The 25362-nt window shown below is 28.0% G+C and carries 22 protein-coding genes, 1 tRNA gene and 1 pseudogene; 5 read left to right on the forward strand and 19 right to left on the reverse strand.

The genetic code is table 11. From position 1 onward, the window contains the following. Positions 1-166 precede the first annotated feature (166 nt). From QMG63_RS01535 to QMG63_RS01560, 5 genes and pseudogenes are all read right to left on the reverse strand, one after another. Entirely contained in the window at positions 167-754 is a 588-nt protein-coding gene (locus QMG63_RS01535) for a hypothetical protein (protein WP_281861087.1), read from the reverse strand. A 101-nt stretch (positions 755-855) separates the two neighbouring features. After that, positions 856-2466 (reverse strand): glutamine hydrolyzing CTP synthase, encoded by a 1611-nt coding sequence (gene pyrG / locus QMG63_RS01540; RefSeq protein WP_281861088.1) that lies wholly within the window; start codon positions 2464-2466, stop codon positions 856-858. A 243-nt stretch (positions 2467-2709) separates the two neighbouring features. Continuing rightward, positions 2710-2994: a hypothetical protein gene (locus QMG63_RS01545; protein ID WP_281861089.1), complete on the reverse strand. Its 285-nt coding sequence runs from the start codon at positions 2992-2994 to the stop codon at positions 2710-2712. 311 nt (positions 2995-3305) lie between these two features. Beyond that, a pseudogene (locus QMG63_RS05735) lies at positions 3306-4086 on the reverse strand (ATP-binding cassette domain-containing protein). 61 nt (positions 4087-4147) lie between these two features. Next, positions 4148-5212, reverse strand: coding sequence for a glycosyltransferase family 2 protein (locus QMG63_RS01560; RefSeq protein ID WP_281861090.1), 1065 nt, complete (start codon positions 5210-5212; stop codon positions 4148-4150). A 229-nt stretch (positions 5213-5441) separates the two neighbouring features. On the opposite strand from QMG63_RS01560, the gene pyrH reads away from it, so the two are divergent. Next, complete coding sequence (gene pyrH, locus QMG63_RS01565) at positions 5442-6131, forward strand: UMP kinase (protein WP_281861091.1); 690 nt, start codon at positions 5442-5444, stop codon at positions 6129-6131. An 8-nt stretch (positions 6132-6139) separates the two neighbouring features. Next, positions 6140-6223 (forward strand) — tRNA-Leu (locus tag QMG63_RS01570). 133 nt (positions 6224-6356) lie between these two features. On the opposite strand, the gene QMG63_RS01575 is transcribed toward QMG63_RS01570, so the two are convergent. Genes QMG63_RS01575 through QMG63_RS01605 form a run of 7 tightly spaced genes read right to left on the reverse strand, consistent with a single transcriptional unit; the run spans position 6357 to position 14157 of the window. After that, the gene (locus tag QMG63_RS01575) at positions 6357-7700 is read right to left on the reverse strand and encodes a Sapep family Mn(2+)-dependent dipeptidase (protein WP_281861092.1); all 1344 of its coding nucleotides are present in this window, start codon (positions 7698-7700) and stop codon (positions 6357-6359) included. 46 nt (positions 7701-7746) lie between these two features. Then, a complete protein-coding gene (locus tag QMG63_RS01580; RefSeq protein WP_281861094.1) occupies positions 7747-8121 on the reverse strand; it encodes a response regulator in 375 nt (124 codons plus the stop codon). 37 nt (positions 8122-8158) lie between these two features. Beyond that, the gene (locus QMG63_RS01585; RefSeq protein ID WP_281861095.1) at positions 8159-9931 is read right to left on the reverse strand and encodes a BB0569 family chemotaxis protein; all 1773 of its coding nucleotides are present in this window, start codon (positions 9929-9931) and stop codon (positions 8159-8161) included. Next, entirely contained in the window at positions 9931-11082 is a 1152-nt protein-coding gene (locus QMG63_RS01590; RefSeq protein ID WP_281861096.1) for a CheB methylesterase domain-containing protein, read from the reverse strand. The genes QMG63_RS01585 and QMG63_RS01590 overlap by 1 nt, the downstream gene beginning before the upstream one ends. A gap of 35 nt (positions 11083-11117) precedes the next feature. Beyond that, entirely contained in the window at positions 11118-13271 is a 2154-nt protein-coding gene (locus QMG63_RS01595) for a chemotaxis protein CheA (protein WP_281861097.1), read from the reverse strand. 23 nt (positions 13272-13294) lie between these two features. Beyond that, complete coding sequence (locus tag QMG63_RS01600) at positions 13295-13606, reverse strand: STAS domain-containing protein (RefSeq protein ID WP_281861099.1); 312 nt, start codon at positions 13604-13606, stop codon at positions 13295-13297. 14 nt (positions 13607-13620) lie between these two features. Then, positions 13621-14157, reverse strand: a complete 537-nt coding sequence (locus QMG63_RS01605) for a chemotaxis protein CheW (protein ID WP_281861101.1) — start codon at positions 14155-14157, stop codon at positions 13621-13623. A gap of 498 nt (positions 14158-14655) precedes the next feature. On the opposite strand from QMG63_RS01605, the gene QMG63_RS01610 reads away from it, so the two are divergent. Together QMG63_RS01610 and QMG63_RS01615 are read left to right on the forward strand one after the other, a co-directional pair. Next, positions 14656-15117 (forward strand): BAPKO_0422 family outer member beta-barrel protein, encoded by a 462-nt coding sequence (locus tag QMG63_RS01610; RefSeq protein ID WP_425592796.1) that lies wholly within the window; start codon positions 14656-14658, stop codon positions 15115-15117. Between the two features lie 129 nt (positions 15118-15246). After that, positions 15247-15786 (forward strand): BAPKO_0422 family outer member beta-barrel protein, encoded by a 540-nt coding sequence (locus QMG63_RS01615; protein ID WP_281861105.1) that lies wholly within the window; start codon positions 15247-15249, stop codon positions 15784-15786. 16 nt (positions 15787-15802) lie between these two features. Here QMG63_RS01615 and gnd read toward each other — a convergent pair whose 3' ends face one another. Continuing rightward, entirely contained in the window at positions 15803-17197 is a 1395-nt protein-coding gene (gnd, locus tag QMG63_RS01620; protein WP_281861107.1) for a decarboxylating NADP(+)-dependent phosphogluconate dehydrogenase, read from the reverse strand. Between the two features lie 119 nt (positions 17198-17316). Between gnd and htpG the strand changes: the two genes are divergently transcribed. Next, positions 17317-19164 (forward strand): molecular chaperone HtpG, encoded by a 1848-nt coding sequence (gene htpG / locus QMG63_RS01625; protein WP_281861108.1) that lies wholly within the window; start codon positions 17317-17319, stop codon positions 19162-19164. Between the two features lie 33 nt (positions 19165-19197). On the opposite strand, the gene crr is transcribed toward htpG, so the two are convergent. From crr to QMG63_RS01655, 6 genes are all read right to left on the reverse strand, one after another. Then, positions 19198-19767: a PTS glucose transporter subunit IIA gene (gene crr / locus QMG63_RS01630; RefSeq protein ID WP_281861110.1), complete on the reverse strand. Its 570-nt coding sequence runs from the start codon at positions 19765-19767 to the stop codon at positions 19198-19200. Between the two features lie 3 nt (positions 19768-19770). Further along, positions 19771-21492 (reverse strand): phosphoenolpyruvate--protein phosphotransferase, encoded by a 1722-nt coding sequence (gene ptsP, locus QMG63_RS01635; RefSeq protein ID WP_281861112.1) that lies wholly within the window; start codon positions 21490-21492, stop codon positions 19771-19773. A gap of 15 nt (positions 21493-21507) precedes the next feature. After that, the gene (locus QMG63_RS01640) at positions 21508-21768 is read right to left on the reverse strand and encodes an HPr family phosphocarrier protein (RefSeq protein WP_281861114.1); all 261 of its coding nucleotides are present in this window, start codon (positions 21766-21768) and stop codon (positions 21508-21510) included. A 160-nt stretch (positions 21769-21928) separates the two neighbouring features. Then, a complete protein-coding gene (locus tag QMG63_RS01645) occupies positions 21929-22783 on the reverse strand; it encodes a xanthine dehydrogenase family protein subunit M (RefSeq protein WP_281861116.1) in 855 nt (284 codons plus the stop codon). After that, positions 22780-23250, reverse strand: a complete 471-nt coding sequence (locus QMG63_RS01650) for a hypothetical protein (RefSeq protein WP_281861117.1) — start codon at positions 23248-23250, stop codon at positions 22780-22782. Before QMG63_RS01650 ends, QMG63_RS01645 begins: the two co-directional genes overlap by 4 nt. Further along, the gene (locus QMG63_RS01655) at positions 23237-25102 is read right to left on the reverse strand and encodes a hypothetical protein (RefSeq protein WP_281861119.1); all 1866 of its coding nucleotides are present in this window, start codon (positions 25100-25102) and stop codon (positions 23237-23239) included. Before QMG63_RS01655 ends, QMG63_RS01650 begins: the two co-directional genes overlap by 14 nt. Positions 25103-25362 lie beyond the last annotated feature (260 nt).

The raw sequence follows: 25362 nt of genomic DNA on the forward strand, positions 1-25362 counted from the left end.
CATAAAAATAACTTAATTTAATGCTCCTTTAAAAGATAATAAATTAAGAAAAAACACTTACAAAAAATATTTTAACACGAACTTTTAAAATTAAATTTAATATAAAATATCCAAATTAGATTATCCATATCCTCAATAAAATTGCATATATTAAAAATAACAAATTTTACTTATTTTTAACTAAAGAATACCTACTATATAGTTCATTATACTCAAATAAAACATCTTCATAAGAGAAAAATTTCATAAAAATATTAATAAAATTTTCTAACTTTTCTTTAATCACTGGCAAATAAAAATCATTATCAAGTTTAAAAATATCATCTGCATCTAATATGATTAAGTCTTCATCTTGCTTTAAAATAGTTCTTTTGGGTTGCCAAAAAAGAACATTAATCTTACCACTTCGAATCATAAACCGCTTAAGTTCATACTCAAGATCAACATGCTCTGCTCTTGCCTCAATAATACCAGTAATAACACACCTCTTATAATCTAATCTCTTAATAAGCACTGCATCTGTAAGTATGCCTTTTCCTGAAATATCAAGAGGAAATTGTTCTTCAATTTCATATTGTTTATTAAATGGCAGATTAGCTATTTTTCTTAAAAGATTAAGAAGTATATACTTTTTACTCATACTTCTACTATTTGGTCTAAAACAAGGTATTTTCATTCTATATTTAAGCTCATCAAAGAAATATTTAACTAACCTTTTCATCGAAATTGTCTTTTTAATATCACTTTCCTTCATATTATCCCCCTAACAAAATATCTTAAAAGAATTCACATACCAACTATACTAAATATATGAGATACATTAAATAAACCAATCAAAATAAAATGACTTACAAATCAAAGACATGCTTTTACTAAACCCACAAAAAGCTTAGACGGATTTTCCAGTCTTGTAACAAGCTCAGGATGAAATTGACAAGCCACAAAAAACTTATTCTTTGGTATTTCCATTATTTTTACTATCCGAAAATCATCAGAAAATCCAGATACAATAAATCCATGATTATTAAACGAATCAAGATAATCATTATTAACTTCATACCTATGCCTAAATCTTTCAACGATCATCTCACTTCCATAAAGTTTAAAAGCAAGTGTATCTTTCTTTAATAAAACAGGGTAGCCTCCAAGCCGCATTGTAGCACCCTTATCTTTAAGTTCCTTTTGCTCAGGCAATAAATGAATAACAGGAGTTATAGAACTGCATATAAAATTACCTTCAGATAAAATCTCTTCAGTATCAGCATCAAATATTCCACAAACATTACGCGCAAACTCAATTACTGCAAGTTGCATGCCAAGACAAATACCAAGAAAAGGAATATTATTCTCACGAGCATATTTAATTGCACGAATCTTACCTGCATATCCTCTTCCCCCAAATCCACCAGGCACTATTATACCATCTATACCCTTTAACATCCCTTCATCAAAATTAGTACTATCAATTACAGTTGTTTTAACTAAAATATCTAAATTAGCAGACACATGGATTAAAGACTCAAATATTGATGCATAAGAATCACCAAGCTCAGTATATTTACCACAAATAGCAATATTTACAATCCTTTGAGGAGAGACAAGATTTCTCTTTATTATGCCTACTAATCGCTCAAGCCCATTCACCTTGGGCTTAACATTTATTTTTAACTTTGAACCCAAAATTTCGTGTAATCCCTGTTTATAAAAAGAAATGGGTATTTCATAAATAGTTGAAACATCAGTATTATCAATAATAGATGAAGTATCGACATTACAAAACATTGCTATTTTTTGTCTCATCTGTTTTGTTAAAAGTTGAGAACTTCTTGCGATAATTAAATCTGGGAAAATTCCAGCTTTATTTAAAGTTTTTACACTTTGCTGAGTAGGCTTAGACTTTTGCTCATTTATTCCAACAGGACTTGGAATATAAGTTAAGTGTACAAAAGCAATATTATCACTCCCAATTTCATATCTTATCTGTCTCATTGTTTCAATAAACAAAATATTTTCCATATCTCCTACAGTACCACCAATCTCAATTACTAGAAGTTCACTGCTCTCTTCTTTGGCAATTTTAAAAATCGTCTCCCTAATCTCATCAGTAACATGAGGAATAAGCTGTACAGTTCTCCCTAAATATTTCCCATGTCTCTCATTTTCAAGAATATTCTTATATATTTTTCCCATAGTAATATTCCAATTAGACTTAGAATTCAGATTTAAAAATCTCTCATAATGACCAAAATCCATGTCAACTTCTCCACCATCATCAAGAACAAAAACCTCTCCATGCTCAACAGGATTTATAGTACCAGGGTCAGTATTTAGATAACCATCGCATTTAATTGGTGTTATCTTCAAATTATCCTTAAATAACCGTGCGATACTTGCAGATGTAACTCCTTTACCTATTCCAGAAATCACACCACCCGTTACCACCAAAATTTTTAAGTTATCTATCATTAAAATCCTCCCAAAAAAATAAGTTCAAACAACCAATACCAACGATTAAAAATCACCTTAATCAAAATCTTTAACACCACAACAATCTTGTAAGGCTAATATATAATTACAAAAAAATTTATAAATTTAAGAATAATATTCTCTTTATCCTTACAAAAATAAATTTTCCACATAATACAATTTATGCATAAACAAACATTACTCTTAAAATATCATTTTAATAAAAAATAATAGCTATAAAAATCAACATTCACTCAATCCAAATAAATAATAACTACCAAATTTTAAAAATGAAATACGTACACAAAAATAGTTAAAAATGCCAACAAAAAAAGATATGAATCCCACTAAAATGCTCAAATTAATTTTAGTATTCAAATTTCCCAAATTTTTAAGAATGAAATATGCATAAAAATAAATCAATCCTGCAAAAAGCATACAAATAAATTCAATAAAATAATACTCTCCCCAACCACCAAAATCGTTCCCAATTTTAAATAAATAGGTACTAACAAAATAATATAACAAAATAAAAAAAACAAATATCTCTCTAGAGTAGAAACAGACAGAGATAAATAAAATACATCTTTTAAGCAAATCATGAATCGACTTATAATGATCAAACATATTGCATATTGACATAATGTTGACCTTGAGTTTTTCTTTTTATATGTCACTAGCAGTAAATTAAAGGATTTAGCTAATGATAATATACACAAAACAAAACAATTCGCTATTAATAAAGAGAAAATCAATTAAATTAGTAAATCCATAAATTTTAAAAAAAATATAAATTAAAGGAAAAACTAAAAAAATTGAAACGACAGAAAAAATCAAAATTAAATAACAAAAAAAATCTTTTTAAACTTATCATCACAAAAACCACTCTCAAAATAAAGCGCCTTTAATCTATCTTTTACTTTTTCATAATAAAGCTCTTCTCCTTCTAATTTATCTACAATCTTAACTTTATAGTTATTATTAATATAAGAAACTGAATTCGAAAAAAGAATATTATTATTACCAATAATGGTTAAAGGATCTACAATATTTACTAAATCTCTAACATTATGCCCTGTAATAAAAACTATTTTATTTTTTTAAATTACTTATAACATATCTAAAAACATCTCTTGAAGCAATATCAAGACCATTTGTTAGTTCATCAAATATCAAAATAGGAATATCTGTAGCCAAAGAAAAAGAGTATTATTGCTTTCTCTTCGGCCATAAGAAGAGGAGCCAAACTTTAGGTTAATATCTATTTCAAATTTCAACAAGTACTCTTTAAAATCTTTTTCACTCAAATTTGGATAAAACTTATACAAAGACCTATAATAATCATTTAAAGAAATACTGAATAAATCAAATTCTTTAAGCACAAAAAACAAATTCACTAAATTTAGAGGATTTCTTGGAAAAACTTTTAAAGAATTAAATAAAACTTCTCCTTTTCATGGGTTTAAAAGCCTACTAACAAACTTAAGTAAAGTAGTTTTTCCCATTCCATTTCTGCCAAGAATCAAGTAAGTCTGTGGCTTTGAAAAATCTAAATGCAAGTCTAAATAAACTTATGATCTTACAATAAAAAAATGAGGCATCTATAAATTTTATTTTCAATAAAAATTCTCCTTTATGTTAAATTGTAAAAAGAGTCCATAATACATACAATAATAAAACACTAATTTTTCAAAAAATATTTATAAATAAATAGAGAAAGATTAACATAAAGTCTCGAGCTAAGATGCCAAACTTTTAACATAATTTTTGGCAAAATCTGAATCTCATTAAACCTGGCTCCCTTAAGACTTGCATAATAAATTTGAAACTCCTTAGAATTTTGAATCTCATTAAGAACAGAAATAAGTTTTGCTTTATGCGCCTTATAAACAAGTCGATCTTTAATGTGCCAACCTATAATATAAATCTGCTTAAAAGAAATATAATAATAAAGCTGCAAATAAAATTTTTTATAATATTCAAAATACTTCTCAAAAAGTCCTTCTTCCTTTAAAAAACTTTCCACAACCTTAAGGGATAAAGAAACCTTACTAATTACATTAATTGATGAACTAGCACTTCCCATCCATTGAAAGTTAGTATAAAAATAATTATTTACAAAAGAAACTTTATCTGCCTTTAAAAAAACATGAAGCATGAACACTATATCTTCTAATATTACATTATTTACTACGATATCATTTTTTACAATTAAATCTCTTCGAATCAGTTTATCCCACAATGTACCCACAACAAAATTTTTTTTACAAAAGCTAGCAAAAACAGTTAATAATAAATTTTTAAAAGCCTCTTCCCCAGTTATTGGATAATTTGGAAAAGGAAGAGCGGATTTTCTTTTAATATTTCTTGCAATAAAGTAAATGTAAAATTGAGAACAAACAACATCTGAATTATCGGCCTTTGCCCTATTATATAATACCTCAAGCATAGTATTCTCAACAGAATCATCACTATCCCAGTAAATTATATATTCTCCTTTTGCCTCTTCAAGGCCATTATTCCTAGAGACAGCTATTCCTAAATTTTTTTGATTAATAATTTTCACACAATCATACTGATCAGCATATTTTTGAGCTATCTTTAAACTATTATCGTAAGAACCATCATTCACAAGTATAATTTCTTTATCTCTTAATGTTTGATTAAGAGCACTCTTTATAATAGCTTCAAGGGTACTATCAGAATTAAAAAAACAAATAATCACAGAGACCTTGTACTTACACATAAAACCCTCCAAATAAATACCAATCTTAACAAAAAGCCTGGATTAACAACTAAATATAATAAATATACTAAATATTCTTAATTATAAGATATAAGGAAACATTGCATAGTATAGTTAATAAGCTTACATGATTTTAAATATATTTTCCAACAAATTAGATATAAATACTATATAATACAAAATATAAATTAAAGAAACAGATAATTGACTCAAAGAATAAGGGGTTTAAATGCTAAAAATAATTAGCCTTGGGGGTGGAATAATCAATCCTGACAAAATTAACATAGAATATATTAAAAATCTTAAAAACCTTATTTTCAAATGGGTACAAGAAGATAATAGGAGAAAAATTATCTTAATTACAGGAGGAGGAAAAACAGCAAGAGAATATCAAGATGCTTATAAACAAATTAATCCTAAGTTTAAAAATCATGAACTTGATGAGATTGGAATAATGGCAACCAAACTAAATGCCAAACTTATCAGCAAAGCAATGCAACCACTATGCATTGACAATATTATAAGCGATCCAACTCAAGATTTTCATTTTAAAGGACAAATAATAATTGCATCAGGATGGAAAGCAGGATTTTCAACAGATTATATTACTGTAAAGTTTGCCGAAAAGTTTAAAACAGATGAAATAATTAATTTAACCAATGTAAATCAAATTTACGATAAAGATCCAAAAAAATTTAATGATGCAAAAGGATTAAGCAATATTACTTGGAATGAATTACAAAATATTGTTGGAAAAAACTGGGAGCCTGGTTCAAATTTACCGTTTGACCCAATAGCAACAAAACTAGCACTAAAGCTTGGCATCAAAGCTTATATATTAAATGGAACTGATCTTCAAAACTTAAAGAAAGTTTTTGATAAAAATGATGATTTTTTAGGAACTATTGTAGTAAAATAAAAATCATTGCCGGTATGGCGGAATTGGTAGACGCGTCAGACTCAAAATCTGATGAGGGTAACCTTGTGTCGGTTCGACTCCGACTACCGGTATTAATTTATTTAAATAAGAAACAATATTTATCAAAGAAAAGACTATAAATAAACACCGTCTGCTAAATAATATTAATAAATTTAATAAAAATGAATCGGAATTATTGATACTAAATCTTTTAAAGATGAAATTTTAAGTATTAAGTTTCTTAATAGCATCCTTATAAATTAAAACAAGACTTATAAGTTCATTCTCATCAATATACTCATTGGTTTTATGAGCTGTATTATCTGAGCCTTTAAATAATGGACCAAAAGCAACGCAATTTTTTAAAGCTCTAGAATAAGTTGCACCGCCAATAGCAATAGGAGTAACATTACTCTCTCCTGTAAAGGCTCTATAAACTTCAATTAAAGACTCAATAAACTTTGAATCAGAATCAACATAAAGAGGATCAAGAAAAGAAACTTCATGATAATCTAAAGAATATAAATTTAAAGTTTTTTTTATCAAATTCACTAGTTCTTCTCGTCTACAACTTACAGGATATCTCATATCAAAAGATAAAATTTGATTAGATGTCTTAGACAATTTAACCTTTGTCAAGCAAAGAGTAAGTTGTCCAGATTTCGAATCTCCTAAAACTTTACCGAATAGTTTCTCACCATTAATAGTAAAACTGATCTTATCTTCAAAAAAGTTAACAAAATTGGCTTTTACACCTAAAGATTTAATAATCTTTAGTGCATAAGGAGCAACATTAACACCAAGTTCAGGTAATGAAGCATGGGCAGAAATTCCATGAATTAAAATATTGTTATCAAAAAATTTATATCTAACCTTACCACCAAAACTGTCAAGTAAAATCCTAAAATCATCTTTATTAAAATCACCAAGCTCAAAAGAACACTCATCAGGAATCACATTATATCCAGTTCCAATATCAAAATCCATAAAAAATTTCTCATTACTAATAACATCGAATTGCAATAACCCTTTCTCAGCATTAACAACAGGAAAATCACCATCAGGTGTAAAAGCAAAATCAGGAATCTCTTCCTTAATTTTATATTGCTCAATACAACGCCATGCCACCTCTTCATCTGTTCCAAAAATTACCCTAAATCTTTTATTAAAAAAAATCCCCTCTAAGACTAATAATTTAAAAGCATAAAGAACAGCCATCAAAGGCCCCTTATCATCTAAAACACCCCTAGCATATATTTTGCCATCTCTAAAATCAAGTTTAAAAGGATTTGAATGCCAATTAGACACATTGCCAGCATCAACAATATCAATATGGGCCAAAATACCTATAAGTTCATCACCCTGACCTATATCAGCAAAACCATAATATCCATCCCGATCCCTATAAACTTTAAAACCAATATCTTTAGCTATTTCCAAAACTTTATCTAAACATAAATCAATTTGTTCCCCAAAAGGCCTATTTTTCAAAGCAGAAGCGTTAACACTATTAAATTTTACCAACTCTCCTAAATGGAAATAAAATTGTTTTTTCAACTTAAAATCCATAAAACTAAACCTTGAATATAACTTTAAGATAATTTAAAAATAAAAGCTAAAATATTTTTGATATTGTTTGCATAAGAGTGTCAGGATTGAAAGGTTTAACAAGCCAACCAGTAGCACCAGCTTTACGCCCCTCATCAACTTTTGACTGCTCAGATTCAGTAGTTAAAACAAGTATTGGAACAAAACTTCCAAACTCTCTTATCTGTTTAATCACTCCTATTCCATCCAAGTTAGGCATATTGATATCCGTAATAATTAGATCAAAATCTTTATCACTCTGTCCAACGGATTCCTTAAACTTAGAGACACCCTCTAACCCATCTTGAGCCTCAGAAACTCCAAAACCATTCTGTTCTAAAATGTAAGCAACACTTTGCCTAATGGCTCTATTATCATCTATAACCAAAATCCTTTTTTGCATGTAACGCTCCTAAAACCACATAAAAAGTATACAAAAGTTAGAATAAAATTATACTACCCTCATCAAATGAATGAACGTCCTTTTCATCCTCGATAAGAGACAATAAATATTTTTTATGAATAAACAAAGTAAACCTATTAGCAATTCTGCGAATAAATTCCTTATCTTCAATTTCAACACACTTAAGACCATTTTTCAATAACTCTAAATCAAGAGTACTATTAATATCATTGTCCATTTTCATTAAAGTCTTTTCAAGATTTAAAAGATCCATTCTCAAATTTTTAATATTATGAATACCTAACTTTATTTCTTCAAATATTTCTAAAAAATCAACTGGAAAGATTTCATAGGACAATACCTGATCAAGAGCAATCTTTTTTATCTCAAAAATATTATTTTTTATCTCCATAAAAAGCTTTTTAAATTTGTTAAAATAATTTTTTTCAAGATAAAATCTATTATCGCAATCTTTCACAACTTTTTCAAAGAAAAATATTATTTGGGACAAAAATTCTCGTCCTTTGGTAATATTTAACTCAATATCACTAATAATTTTTGACATTTCAGAAATATTACCTTCCATATCCTCAAGTTCAACTCTCTTTACAACCTCTATTTTGGAAGCTATATTAATATTTTGGAACCTAGAAGAGATAGCTGAAATATTTGAAAACATTAATTCCAAAGATTTAACAAGCTTAATTTGTTCATAATAAAGATTTAAAAAATTAGAATTATTTTTTTCAACATCATCAATCCTTTTAAGTAAATTTGATAAAATCACGGAAAAAGATTCAACTGATCTTGAAATATCAATATATAAAAAATTATCTGACTTTAAATCATTAATGTCCCGAATAGAAGAAATCGATGTGTCAATAAATTCTTCAAAAGCCATCAAATTTTCATCCAACTTAGCAATAACATCTCCAACTATCATTTTGGATGAATTTGTAAAAACAGATAAAACTTTTAACTTCTGAACCTCACTTATATCTCTAAACTTAAAAACATCAATGCTTGAATACATAATATTTAGATGATACAAAGACTGAGTAAGTCTATCTTGAAATTGTAGATAAGACACAGCATTTACAAACTTAAATTTAAACTCACTAAGTATACTTAATATATTATCATAAAAAGCAATGACTTCGCCAATACCCCCTGAAAACTCATCTATATTTTTAATCAAATTATTTTTAAATTCTTCAAGAATTTTATTCTCAGCCGTATTATTTTCAAGCACCTGATCCTTAGCACGATCAAGTCCAACTTTAATATCTCTACCCCTACTAGTTAGCTGATCTGCTTGCTTAATCATAGATTGAGTTAAAGTCTTAATCTCATTTGTAATATAAGAAAAAGCACCTCCAGCTCTCCCAGCCCTCATGGCAACAGTCAATGTATTAATCGACATTATTTCCATATCAATAGAACTTTTTTTCATCTTCTCAATTACATCTTCAAGAATCTCGATATCTTTAACCTTATCTCTTATCACGCTAAACTGTGATTCAAGCAATTCGGTTGAAGAATTAAAATAAGATACAAAATCATTCAATACCCTTATTACTTTAGAGATAAAATTATTCAAAGAATAATCATTATCAATATCAAGATTAGAAATAAATCCAATATTAAAAGATAAATCTTTAATATCTTTGGAAAGTTTTTCTATTAATTTAGGAATTGATTTACTTAAACTGGCATAAACTTGCCTTGAACAACTATCAAAAGCCTCAAGTTCAACAAATAATTTATTAATATGTGAATCAATATCTAGAAATTTACAATCATCTTCCATTAAGATCTCCTTAAAATATATTCAGATATTTTATTTAAAGGAAGAACTTTATCTACAGCACCTATTTTTATTGCCTCCATAGGCATTCCAAATACCACAGACGTTACCTGATCTTGCGCAATGTTATATGCACCACTTTTCTTCATCTCAAGCATACAACAAGCACCATCATCTCCCATTCCCGTAAGCATAACTCCAATAGCATTTTCCCCAGCATACATAGCAGCGGAACGAAACAAAACATTAACAGAAGGTTTATGTCTACTAACTAAAGGACCATCTAACAAATTAACAAAATAATTCCCATTAGCATACTTCACAATTAAATGATAATGACCATTAGCAATTATTACAAGACCAGGCCTTAAAATATCCCCATCTTCAGCCTCTTTTACATCAATTTCAAGCTCATTATTCAAACTCTTTGCAAAAGATGTTGTAAAACCCCCTGGCATATGCTGAACAATAACAATTGGAGGAGAGTCTCTTTTAAAAAACTTTAAAAATACTCTTAAGGCCTCAGTACCACCAGTTGAAGAACCAACAAAAATAACTTTTCCGGTTTTATTTCTATTAATAACACCTTGATATTTCAAAATAACATCTGGATCATTCTTAGGAGCAACATTAATAACATCGGCAACCTTATAGCTTTTTGTTACACCAGAAATACTGCCTTCAGATTTTTTATTCTCAAACTTAACAAAAGAATCAGGGGCTTTTATTCTCTTAGTCTCAAAAGAAGCAATAAATTTATTACCAGCAAGTTTCTTGATCTCAGATTTTATTAAATCCAAATAATCACTTCTAAATAAATTAACTGTAAGTTTAAAGTTAAGTTTATTTATTATTAGTTTAATTTTATCTCTCTTAGATTCAAGAAAACCAAATTTTGGATAAACTTCATCTTCTGCTATAAAAATAATAGGAAGTGAGATATTATTAAGAACATTATTAAGCGCATTTCCAAAATGAGACTTGGCAGCATTTTCATCAACAATAACTAAATCGGGAAATTTTTGTAAAAAAACATTAATAAGGTTTAAAGAATTAGAACCTGGATTTAATATTTCAACATTCACATCCTTAGAAAAAGCCCTAACAAAAACCTGTCTTATAAGACCTTGAATATCAATTATCAATATTTTCATTATAAAAGCCCAAAATATATTTATGTTAAAGCATATTATCTTATAACCTTAGTTATTGTATCAATATCAACTACCAAGGCGAGACTACCATCTCCAAGTATTGTAGCTCCAGAAACCCCTTCTACTTTAGAATAAATTTTACCTAAAGTTTTTATAACGGTCTGATGTTGTCCTAATACCTCATCCACCACAATTCCTATTTTACCACTATTTGTATTAACAACAACAACATGCTCACTATCACTTTCTTCATCAGATATTTCAAAAAACTCTCGCAAACGTATAAAGCTAATCATGCTTCCTCTATAATTCATAACATTACTATTATTTTCAAACCTACACACCTTAGAAATCAATTTATCAGCTTCAAGACAAGACTCAACACTAGAGAGAGGCACAATAAAATGTTCATCTTTTACTCTAACAAGCCACCCTTCAATAATTGCCAAGGTCAAAGGAAAAATTAACTTTATGCGAGTATATTTGCCAAATTCACTCTCAAGAATCACATTTCCTCTAAGAGACTCTACCTGTTTTTTAACAACATCCATTCCAACACCACGCCCTGATACATTTGTTACAACATCAGCTGTTGAAAATCCTGGTTCAAAAATTAAATTATAAATATCCACATCTGATAAAGTTCTTGAAACAGCCTCAGATATTATATATCTCTCTATAGCTCTCTTAATTATTTTACGCTTATTAAGTCCTCTACCATCATCTTCAATAATAATAATCACAGAATCACCTGATTGATGCGCAGAAAGCTTAATAACACCTTGAGGATCTTTTCCGACCTCTATTCTCTCTTCGGACGGTTCAATTCCATGATCAATTGCATTCCTTATTAAATGCACTAAAGGTTCATTTAATCTTTCAATAATACTTTTATCAAGAACAGTATCACCACCTTGTGCATGATAACGAATTGATTTGCCAAGCTGAACAGATAAATCTTTAACTATTCTTTGAAATTTTACAAATAAAATCTCAATAGGAACTGTTCTAAGTCCTGTAGTATAATCTCTAAGCTCATTAATAAGCAAAGAAAATTCAGCTGAAATTAAATTTAAAATATTATTATTACTACTCTCAGCTTCCTTTGCAAGCTTAGACTGAATCGTAACAAGTTCACCAACAAGATTGACCAAATGATCCAATTTTTTTGAATCAACCTTAATACTTGCAATGTTTACTTTACTCTTAGCAGTATCATCATTCAAATTAGCTCCACCCTTAAGAGCCGTTTTATTACATATCTCTTCTGTTTTTGATGAATTCTGTTTTTCTGTAGAGCAGACTTCATCAACACCTTTATCCAAATTATTTACTAAGGAATCAAGCTCAAAGGCCTCAGGTATATCATAAGATGAATCAACTTCTTCAACAACAAATTTTGACTGTCCATCCAAAAATATAAAAATGTCTTCTATAGAACTTTTACTCTCTTCTGTCTCTAGTTTGACTTCCCACTCAACATAAACATTATCAGGAGACATTAATTCCAAATCAGGAATATTTTTTACTCTAGCTCTAACTTGTCCATTTCCTAAATTTAATAATTTTTTTAAAAAATTGATTGGCTTATGCCCATGAAATAAAATTCCCCTTGAAGGCGAAAAAAGAATTTTATAAATTTTAGTCTCAACATTTAAAGCCTCATTCTCAAATTTATCTTGCTCTAAAGACGCATCCAAGAGAGCTCCTTGTGAATCCAAATCATTAGATAAACTCATCTGCTCTTTCCCAGTAGAGCTTAAAACTGAATCGGTATTTAACCCAACATCAACACAAAATCCAAATCCTTTTTTGATTGTATCTATCAAAATTCTTTCACGATTTTTATATGCACTCTCATCAATAGCTTCATCTCCTTCTATTAGTTCACGAATAAAATCAACTGCCATTAAAGTAGCATCAATAGTATCCTGATTAAATTCATCAGAACCTTCCTTTATAGGATCAAGAACTGTTTCTATTTCATGCACAAGAGAAGCTGTTAAATTAAAACCAAACATTCCTGCACTACCCTTGATTGTATGAAAATTTCTAAAAATAGAATTAATAACCTCTTTTCCCGATCCAAACTCAATATTAAGAAGTGCATGCTCAATATCTGAAATATTTTCTACAGATTCCTCTTTAAAAGAATCTTTAAATTTATCTATCATATCACTACTATTCATAAATTGCCCTTAAATACATAAAACTAAAATTCAATTAAACTAAGGCCTAAATCTAAGTGATCAATATCCTCAATATCATTTAAAAATCCACCATATATCAATGAACTTAAAACCTCATCAGATGGATATTCTATCTTTATAAATAAGTTTTTATCTTTAGCATATTTATTGGCAGCATACAAAATTTGTATAAAAGTAACATCTATTTTCTCTACATTTGAAAGATTTATTATCAGCGTCTCGTTTTTTTTCATCTCTTTAAGAATATTTAAAAGATCTTCTTTAACTTTAAAGATGCTGTTTACTACAAGTTCTCCTTCTGGATTATAAATCATAACACGTAAAACTCCTATTGATCACAATCAGGATCATATATTGTAGTGTTTTTAAAACTGGAAAGTTCTTTAATATCAAATAGATTTTCTACATCAAGAATAATAATAAATTTATTATTACGCTTACCAATTCCAGATATAAACCTCGAATTAAATCCCGTACCAATCTTTGGAGCTTCATCAATATCAGATAAATTTAGCTCAAGAACCTCATTAACATAATCTACCAAAATTCCAAGATTCAATTCATCACCTTCATATATCAAATTCAATATGATGATATTTGAAATATCAACGTCTTTTTTCTTAAGCCCATCATCACTAACCTTACGATCTTGCATACCAAATTGCTTTCTAATATCAATTACTGGAACTATTTTTCCCCTATTATTGATTATCCCTGCCATATAATCAGGGGTTCTTGGTATTTTTGAAATTTTAGTATACTCTAAGACTTCAACAACATATTTAATTTCAATAGCATAAAGTTCATCTAAACTAAACAAAAGATACTGATTTAATGTACCCTGTAAATCAGTTTTTAATTCCATAAATACCTCTTAATAATATAACTAACAAATATAAATAGAACACTCCATAAGTTCTATTCAAACTTCATATATCTCACATATTCTCATGTATTAATTATAAATCAAAAATTTCAATACTAAACAAATATAAAACAATGTTCAAACATCATACATAATATAAATAAAAATATTTATCACTTTAAGTTACTAGCAACAATAATACCTGATAACTTGGTTTATATAAACAATACTCACAAAAGAACATTTAAAACAATCCAAGTAAAACCATCATCAAGCTTTCACAATGATTATAAATTATTAAAACTAAAATTCACTCTTATTAGTCAATAATAGCAATTTTTCCATAAAAGGAAGACTTGAATATGGACAACAATTGGATAAACAATAAATAATAAGAAATACTTTCTCTTTATTATAAACCTATTAAATTATATCAATCCAGAATTAAAATTTACATTAAATTTTATAATAAAGGAAAAAAACTTATGAAAAAAGAACATGATTGCTTTAATGTTTATGTTAGTATCAATATCTGCTTTTGCAAATTCAATATCAACAGCAAGAAACAAATTTGGTATGGAAATTTTACTGACATTTCCAATTACATTAGAATTCAATATTAGAAATTTTGACATAGACTTAGGTGCATACAGTAAGACAAACAACTTTTTTAAGGATTGGAAAATTTTATTCCTTGCAATAGACTACATCTTTTACACACATACCTTTGCAGGAGCAGATAACATACTAGATTTTACTGTTGGAGGCGGTGGAAATGGAACAATATGGTTTTCAAGATGGATCAACAATAAAATAAATAGTGGACCAATGAGCTTAAGAGCAAGATTACCACTGAGCCTAAATCTTGCAATAGCCAGAAAATTTGATATATTCTTAAAAGTAGCACCTGATTTTGGATTAAATATTTGGAGTTTTGGTATGAGATTTTGGTTCGCATAAAAATAAACAGAATTATAAACATTTCAAATTTTAAATAAAAATTAAATCAACAAAATTCATCCTATAAAATTTTATTAATAATCAAAAATCAAATATAATGATATAGAAATATTAATTACTGGGGATTTAATGCAAAAATTAGTGCTAATAGCAATACTAACACTAAACATATGGGTTAGTGCATTTGGAAAAAGCTCATATTCAGATAGAAAAATAGGATTTGGAGGAAGCATTGGAAACCCAATATTTAATTACATTATGTCATTCCCATTTATAGATCTTGAAATAGGTTATGGGGGAACTAATGGTATTAATATGTCAGAAGGCAAACTCAAATCAAAAAAATATGATTTTAACGTATTTGTACTCTCAACCTTAGATCTAATATTAACAATACCATTAATAGAAAAATTATCTATTGGAACAGGAATTGGGGGAAACATACACATATCATCTAACAAATCAAATTTCATAAACATGGAAATAGGATTTGGATTTAGAATTCCAATAGCTATTTTTTATGATTTAACAGAACAAATAGAATTAGGTCTTAAAATAGCACCTTCAATAGAATTTGTATCAAACGCAAAATCCATTGCATATCACTATCTCTATGCAGGACTTAAAACAAATATAATGGGTGGAATATTCATTAAATATTATATTTAAAAACACCAATCTCAAATCATTCCCAAGTACTATGGAAAAATTCACCTCTATTTGAATCAATTCTTTCAAAACTATGTGCACCAAAGAAATCTCTTTGAGCCTGAATTAAATTGGCTGGTAAATAATTAGTAGAATAAGAATCTAAAAAAGACAGACTTGCATAAAATGTTGGCAAAGGTATCCCAATTTCACTAGCTTTTGAGACTATTCTCCTTAAAGATTTATGATGATTTCTTATTATATCTAAAAAATAATCATCAAAAATTAAATTAATAAGATGTGGATTCTTATCATAAGCCAATTTAATCTTCTCCAAGAAAACACTTTTAATTATACAACCTTCTCTCCAAATCAAAGAAATTTTTCCTAAGTTCAAGTCCCAAGAATAATTAACAGATCCACTCTTAAGCATCATAAAACCTTGAGCATAAGCTAGTATTTTGGAAACTAAAAGAGCATAATAGAGGTCTAAAATCCAATCACTCAAATCAAATTCAACAGAATCCACGTCCATCTTGAGGATGTCACTAGCAATTACTCGTTCATGTTTTAATCCCGACAAAAACCTTGCAAACACAGACTCAAAAATTAAATTTGCTGGTACATTTAATTGCAAAGCTTCAATTGATACCCACTTCCCAGTACCTTTTTGATTTGCAACATCTAAAATTTTATCAAGTAAATATTCATTATTTTCCTTATATTTTAAAATTTTAGATGTTATTTCTATTAAATAACTAGAAAGATCACCTTCTCCCCACTTGTCAAATACTTCGGAAATTTTTAAATTATCTAAATTAAAAGCTCTCTTCATAAAAAAATATGCTTCACCAATAAGTTGCATATCTGCATATTCAATTCCATTGTGAACCATCTTTACATAATGTCCAGCTCCACTCTCACCAACATAAGCAGAACAAATATCTCCCATATTTGTCTTAGCAGCTACTTTATTTAAAATAGGCTCAATTAATCCATAAGCTTTTTTGTTCCCACCATACATCAACGAAGGTCCAAATCTTGCACCCTTTTCACCACCTGAAATTCCAAGTCCAACAAAATAAACATCCTTAGAAGATAATTTTTTCTCTCTTTTTATTGTATCTTTATAATGAGAATTTCCACCATCAATAATGATATCGAATTTTTCAACTAAAGGTAAAATTTGTTCAATGACTTCATCAACAGCTGAACTTGATATTATTAAAATGATTTTTTTAGGTTTTTTTAAGCTTCCAATAAAATCTTCAACATTTTTAAATCCATTAATCTTTTTATGAGGATTGTTTACAAGGAAAACTTCTGTTTTATCATTATCTCTATTATAAACAGAAACATTAAAACCGCTATCAGCAATATTTAACGCCAAATTACTTCCCATAACTCCTAGTCCATAAATACCAATATCCATTGCACTATCCTCTACCCTAATTTTTTATTACAGACAAATTTACTTTATTCATTATTTTTAGATTATGTTATATTATAAAAAAAGTAAAGATTAAAACAAATGCAAGATAGGAGAATTCTATGAAAAAACAATTTGATACAGAGGTTAATGATTTACTTTATTTAATCATACATTCTCTTTATTCTCATAAAGAAATATTTTTACGAGAATTAATATCAAATGCCTCTGATGCCATTGATAAGCTTAAATTTTTAAACTTAACAAACGAAAAATTCAAGGATATAAAACTAGATCCAAAAATAGAAATAAGCTTTGAAGAAAAACTCATTAAAATAAAAGACAATGGTATTGGGATGAACAGAGAAGACCTGATTAATCATCTTGGAACAATTGCAAAATCAGGAACTAAAGAATTTATAAATAACCTAAAAAAAGATGAGAAAAATGCTGCAAACTTAATTGGGCAGTTTGGAGTTGGATTTTACAGTGCTTTTATTGTCGCTGACAAAGTTGAACTTGTAACAAAAAAAGCATTGGAAGATACTGCATATCTCTGGTCTAGTGACGGAAAAACAGGATATGAAATAAATAAAACAGAAAAAGATGAAAATGGAACTGAAATAACCCTTTATCTTAACGAAGAAGGAATTGAGTATACCAACAAATGGAAAATTCAAGAAATTATCAAAAAATATTCAAATCACATAAGCTATCCTATCTTCATCAAGTACAAAGAACCCTTGATGAAGGATGGCAAACAAGAAGGATTTGAAGAGAAGGAAGATAAATTAAATGATACAACAGCAATTTGGATAAAAAATAAAAATGAAATAACTGATGAAGAATACAATGAATTTTATAAAAATCTAACCTTTGATTATGAAAATCCATTAATTCATATTCATACAAAAGCAGAGGGAAGTATTGAATATACAAATCTTTTTTATGTCCCAAGCAAAGCTCCCTATGATCTATACTACCCAAACACTAAACCTGGTGTAAAATTATTCATAAATAGAATTTTTATCACAGATTCTGCAGACAGTCTACTTCCAAATTACTTAAGATTCATAAAGGGAATAATAGATTGTCAAGATTTGCCCCTAAATGTAAGTAGAGAAATTTTACAGCAAAATAAAATATTGGCCAAAATAAAGGCATCTTCTGTAAAGAAAATACTTAGTGAGCTTGAAAAGCTAAGTGCATCAGATAATTCTAAATTTAATGAATTTTCCAAAGAATTTGGAAGATGTTTAAAAGAAGGGGTTTATTCTGACTTTGACAACAGAAACAAACTTATATCCTTAATTAGATTTAAGTCTTCTCACGTAGATGGACTTGTATCTTTAAGAGAATACAAAGAGAGAATGCCTGAGGAACAAAAAAGCATATACTATATAACTGGAGGGAGAGAAAATATACTTAAAATCAATCCAATTGTAGCTGCCTACAAAGAAAGAGGATACGAAACTCTCATTATGGATGATGAACTTGATGAGGCAATTTTAAATTTCATCACAGAATATGATGGTATAAAGTTAAAAGCAATCAATAAAAACGAAACAAGTGACGAACTAAAAGATGAAAATTTCAAACAAATGGAAGAAGAATTCAAAGATATCCTACTTAAAGTAAAAAAAATACTTGAAAATAATGTCAAAGATGTGTCACTATCAGCAACGTTAACACAAGAACCATCAGCAATAATAATTGATAGTGCTGACCCCACTTATCAAATGCAAAAAATTATGATATCAATGGGACAAGAGGTTAAAGAAATAAAACCTATTCTCGAACTCAATCCAAACAATAAAATCATTCAAAATTTAAAAAATCTAAATGATGCAGACTTGGAAAAAATAAGCATTATTCTCTTTGAAGAAGCAATGATAACTTCCGGCCTACAAAGCAAAAACCCACGTCAATTTATAAACATAATAAATGAAATATTAGAGCAAAACATATAATGAGAGTAAGTTTGCAAGCTTATGCTTGCAAACTTACTTTTTAACTCTAAGAATCAAATCTTTGCCTGCCTCAACAGGTTTAGTTTGAGATATCTTAGTTTTAATGTCTTCAGTTAAAGTAGTAGAAGAAGGTACAATATATTCAGAACCATCATCAAGCTTTCCAAACACATACTCAATGCTTGAAACTTCATCAGAATTTGCAATAACAACAGGTGTAACTACTGACTCTGCATGCGCCTTTAAATACTCAAGGTCTAGTCTAATAATAACATCACCTCGTTTGACGTTCATACCCTCCTCGGCAACTCTTGTAAAACCCTTACCATTCAAATTAAGAGTATTAATACCAAAATGAACAAAAATTTCAACACCCTCTTTAGTTTCAAGGCTAAAAGCATGGTTAGTTTTGAAAATTTTACCAATATTTCCATCACAAGGCGCAACTAATTCACTTCCAGTTGGCATAATTGCAATTCCGTCGCCAACTATCTTCTCAGCAAAAGCTTCATCTGGCACTTTATCAATTGAAACAACTTTTCCACTAACAGGCGCTATTAAATCCAAAGTAGCGGACTTTTTAAAAAAACCCAAAAAACCCATAAACTAATCTCCTATATATTCATCTAAAAATTTTAAAGTCTCTGATTCTGACTTACTATTTAAAACTTTACTTGCCAATTCACTTAAGTCAGACATTGTATATTTGTTTAACAAATATTTAATTCTAAGTGAAGCACTAGGAACCATACTTAAAGATCTAAATCCAAGTCCAATAAGAATTAAAGCTCCAGCCTCATCTCCCCCAAGCTCACCACAAACAGAAACATCAATGTCAAAATTATTACCAACATCAAGAACGTTCTTAATCAGCCTTAATACAGCAGGATTATATTTATCGTATAAATTTGATATCTTTTGATTACCCCGATCTACAGCTAAAGTATATTGGGTTAAATCATTAGTACCAATACTAAAGAAATCCAATTTGTCAGCAAAGTCAGATGCCATTAAAGCAGCTGAAGGAACTTCTATCATACACCCGACTTCCAAATTTTCATCAAAAGGCAAATTCCTAGACTTTAAATTTGTTTTAGCTTTATTTACAAAATAATTCACTATCTCAAGTTCATCATATCTAGTAAGCATAGGAACCATGATTCTTATCTTGCCATAATGACTAGCCCTAAAAATCGCATTAAATTGACTTTGTATTAAATCCTCATAGTCCATATACATCCTAAGAGCACGATACCCTAGAAAAGGATTATCTTCCTTTGGGAATTTAAAATATGGAATATCCTTATCTCCTCCAATATCAAGAGTACGAATAGTAACAACACCTTTTTTCTCAATAGTATCTATAACTCTCTTATAGGCCTCAAACTGTTCATCCTCTGTTGGAGGCTTTACAGACTCCATATATAAAAATTCTGTCCTAAAAAGTCCTATACCATCAAGTCCATATTTATTAACATAAAAAACATCTGTAGGAGTTCCAATATTAGCCTTCAAAGATATTTTAATACCATCTTTTGTCTTTGCATGTTGGTTTTTTAATGCAAAAAGCTCTCTTTCGTACTCATTATACTCTAATATCTTATGTGCATATTTATCTAGTTCACTAGATGAAGGATCACAAATAATTATTGAAGACAAACCATCAATTACCAACTGCTCACCTTCTTTAATTTTAGCAATATCTAAAGGTGTCATCACAAGAGCAGGAAGACCCATTGTTCTTGCCAAAATAGCAGCATGAGAAGTCTCACCACCAACTGTAGTAACAAATCCTTTAACATAACTTAAATCAACCTGCATTGTATCAGAAGGCGTTAATTCTTCAGTAATCAGAACTACATCTCTTTTAACCTCAGAGAGATCAGTCACCTGATCTAAAATATTTGAAATAAGCCTATTTCTAATATCTTTAAAATCAGAAGCTCTCTCTTTTAAATAAGCATCTGTATATTCTTCTACACTCGCAATTAATTCTTTAAAAGACAGATAAACAGCATAAGCAGCACAATAATTTTCATTCTTAATAAAACTTGTAACAGAATCAGAAAGTTCATCATCATCAATTACTAATATCTGTCCTTCAAAAATTCCTTCCTTATCAACACCAAGTTGAGCCACAGCCTTTTTTGTAAGCTCTTTAAGTGCAGATATAGCTTTTAATTTAGCATCATTAAATTTTTTTATCTCATCATCAATTTGTAAAGAAGCAATTTTTGATTTATCAATAAATTTATCAAAATCCTTTTTAATAAAAAGAGCCTCTCCTATACCTATCCCCTTAGATATTCTTTTTCCCGATAAAGTCATATAAACCTTCCATACCTATTCTTTAAAAGATTCAATGAGCTCAACAAGTTCAGTAACAGCCTTTTCCTCATCATCACCATTAGCACAAACCACAAGCTTCTTACCAGAAGATAATTCTAGGGTTTGTAATCGAAATAAACTCTTTCCACTAACAGATTTTCCATCAGCTTCAATAGTTATATCACTAGCATACTCCTTAGCTTTTTTGACAAATGTTGACGCCGGTCTAACATGCAAGCCATTAATAGCGTTAATTGTAGCTTCTTTTTTTACCATAAACTTAAGCCCCTTATTTGAATAATTATTTTTTGATTAAGTTATTAACAAATAAATATTATAATGCATAAAAACAAATTGATAAATTAATTATATCGCTTTTCTATTAAAACTATGCCAAAAAATCAACAATTATTTAATAATACTAAATTTTACAAGACTAAAAACTAGATAATATATCGAAATAAAAATTTTTTATAAGTTTTAAACTTCTCTCCCTCAAACTAAAATTTTTAACGTCTTTAATATTTTTATCCAGCATCTTAAGAGATTCTTCAATTTCAACTAAAGATAAAGGTAAAGATTTACTAAGAAGCAAAACTTGAAAATCCCTTAAAGTAATAACCTTGTCATTATAAAATATCTTCATCAAAAAATCACTTATAATATCTCTTTTAATATTTAAAAGAACGCAAATAAAAATAATGTTTGCCTCCTTTAAAATATCAAATGAAAAAGTATCAACAAATATTCTGCTACAAAAACTCTTATTCCATAAATTTGTAATTGGAAATTTTAATTTGCTTAAAAATAAAGTATGGCGATTTTGTATATAATCATCCCTGTTAATACTGTAAGCATTATAAGTATAAGTTTTTTTGGTTAAAATATTTTTAAATTCAAGCTGAGCATCAAGACTTAATAATAAAGGATATAAATCAAATACTGTGTTTTTATAATAAAATCCATTAGCAATATTAATACTATTTAGATATATCCTATCATTTAGTTTCGAAATAAATTCATAAAACAACCTTGGAATATTTCTCTCTCCAAATTGCAATATTGTATCATAAGTAACACATGGTCCCATTTCCAAAAAATTACTCTTAAGAAAAACTTTATTAAATCTTTCAAAGTTATTAATTATAAAAAAATTATCAGAAATTTCATTTTTCATAAAAATTTCAGCATTTTTATGAAAATCAATCTCATTATAAACTATATAATTGTTTGAATCTTCATTAAATAAATTAACAAGTGTATTAAAATTTTCTGGATAATATACCTTCACACCTCTCCTTTCCTCTCTAACTCTTCCAATCTCAAATAAATATCTAAAAAAGTATTAACATCAAGACAATTACACTTTAATGTATTATAATACCCTAAAATATCAGCCCTAATTATAACTTTACGTTTTAAAAGATAATAAAATAATAATGCATTAGATGAAAAACAATTTGTACAAAATCCAAAATCACTTTCTAATAAAACCTTAACTAAGGTTTCATAAAAAGCTGTATTTTGCAATCCCTCAACAGTAATGATGCTACGCCCATTTAACATAAAGGCTGAAACTAAAGACGAATATACAGGCTTTAAGTCTAAGAGCACTAATGAAAAATTTCTATTCATATTTTCATTAAAACTTCGATTGCCTGAATAAAAAATACTTATCAAAAGCTCTTTAGTGCTTAAAGGAAGCTTAATACTTTTTGAAAGAGTCTCTCCATTTAAATTAAAGCTAATTAGTATCAACTCGTACACTCCAATTATCTAGAATATCCTTAAGATCAATAGGGGTCTTACAGATATTGAAGTCAAAAGCCTGGATTAAAGCTGTTCTTATTGCAGAAACAGATGCAATAAATAATATTCTAAAAGAAAAAACAAATTCACCATCTTCAATAAACTCAAGATCCACAGAATCAACAATATCACAAGTAATATTTCCAAAAACATAATCAACTGCCAAGCTAAAAATTGAAAATATACGCTTATTATTTATCCTAAGTTTATCAAATTTACCGTTTTCAACAAAAAAATTCACCCTACTAAACACAATATTAAAAGAATATACTTCTATATCAATCTCAAGAGAACAAGCAACATTAAATTTTTTATCTATATCTATAACAAAATCTTGACCAGCTATAACAGGATACTCTCCCTTAAAATTTTCACCGATCATCATGATAAGTACATCCTTAATAGCCAAAACTTTTCTTTCAATAATGTAAGATTCTTTAATCAACGTACTATAAAATCCAACATCATCTATAAAAACATCACTAACAATAAAATTTACATTATTATAAGATAATTTAAAGGTCCTAGCCAAAGTATTCCTTAAATAGTTCATTAAATTGATATCCATAATTTTATAAGGAATAAACACATCTAATTTATCCTTATGTAAACTCATAGAAACAGTTTGATTGCCACCTAAGAGATCAAAATCTAGATTAAAGTCCAAATTCAAAAAAGCAAATCCTATACCTTTTCTTCTTACATCAAAAATATTATATTCATTCTTTAAACTTATAGAAGATGACTTGCGCATGATAGAATTTTTTAAATCCATCTCTTTAAAAAACTTGAAAAAAATATTATATTCACTCTTAACATAGCTGAGTAAATAACTAAGAGGTTCAATTGACAAACTGACTGCAAGATTATAAAAATTTGAATAAATAAAATTATAAACAGCGATTCCAAATAAAAAATAATTATCATAAAAAAACACAGCATTACTTGTAGTCGATATAAAATTAAAATGTACACACACATTAAAAAATAAATTATCAAAAATACGCCTGAGGTAATTAAAATAAAATTTATATAAAAAGTTTAAAGGTCTGTTGATTTCAAGATCTAATATAATCTTATCAAGCTTATTTTCTGATGATAAACAATTAACAGCTGAAAACTTTAAGCTTAAGGATTGTGCCATTAAAAAATGTCTCCTATAATAAAGAACATTAACCTTCAGACCAAGTTTTTTAGCAATTATTATACCTTGTAAGATAGCATTAAAAGAAACTGAAAACAAAACACTAACACAACTATTATTAATAGGATTGATAATAATTTTATCTTTAGCAATACAAAAATTATCACTAATAATTTGCTTTACAAGTGCAATATTATCAAGGTCTGCATCAATGACTAAACTATCATCCTTAAAGTACACTTTAACTAAAATAACATCACTGCAATAACTCAAAAAGTCTGAAAACTCATAATAAGAATTATAAGTTTTAAACTCACCCAATTCTTTTAATCCTGAATCAGAACAAACATCGTTTTGCTCAATGGTTTTTAATTCAAAAATAACACTTGCTTCTGCTTCTACTAAAGAGTTTAAGTTATCAGAATATAAAACCAAAGGAATTTGTCCTTCAAAATTTATTTTATTATCAAAAAGTTTTAAATCAAATTCATTAAAATCAACAACATCGATGAATTTTAAGGTAATATCATCTTTATAACTTATATTAAAAACCTGATCTTTATATTTATCTAAAATCTTAAAATCTTCAATAATAGAATTCTTGATATTACAACAAACTGGCAAAGCCCAAACTTCTTCCATATTCTTTAGCTTCATAAACAATTAAATAAAATAAGGAGTCAAAAATTAATAATTTATTTTCTATTTATATCATTATGGCATAATACCAATAGAATTACTATTAAAACCAAAATATGATGTAACAATTAAATTTACCTAATTAATGATATCTTAAAGATTAAAGTATAAAGCTCAACTTTATATTACTTTAATGTTATTATATATATTTTTTTGATAAATTTTACAAAGTATGATAATATCAAAATTAATAATGAATATCAAATAATATTAATAGG

Origin of the sequence: Candidatus Borrelia fainii, assembly GCF_027925085.1 — a bacterium.
Taxonomy (GTDB): Bacteria; Spirochaetota; Spirochaetia; order Borreliales; family Borreliaceae; genus Borrelia; species Borrelia turicatae.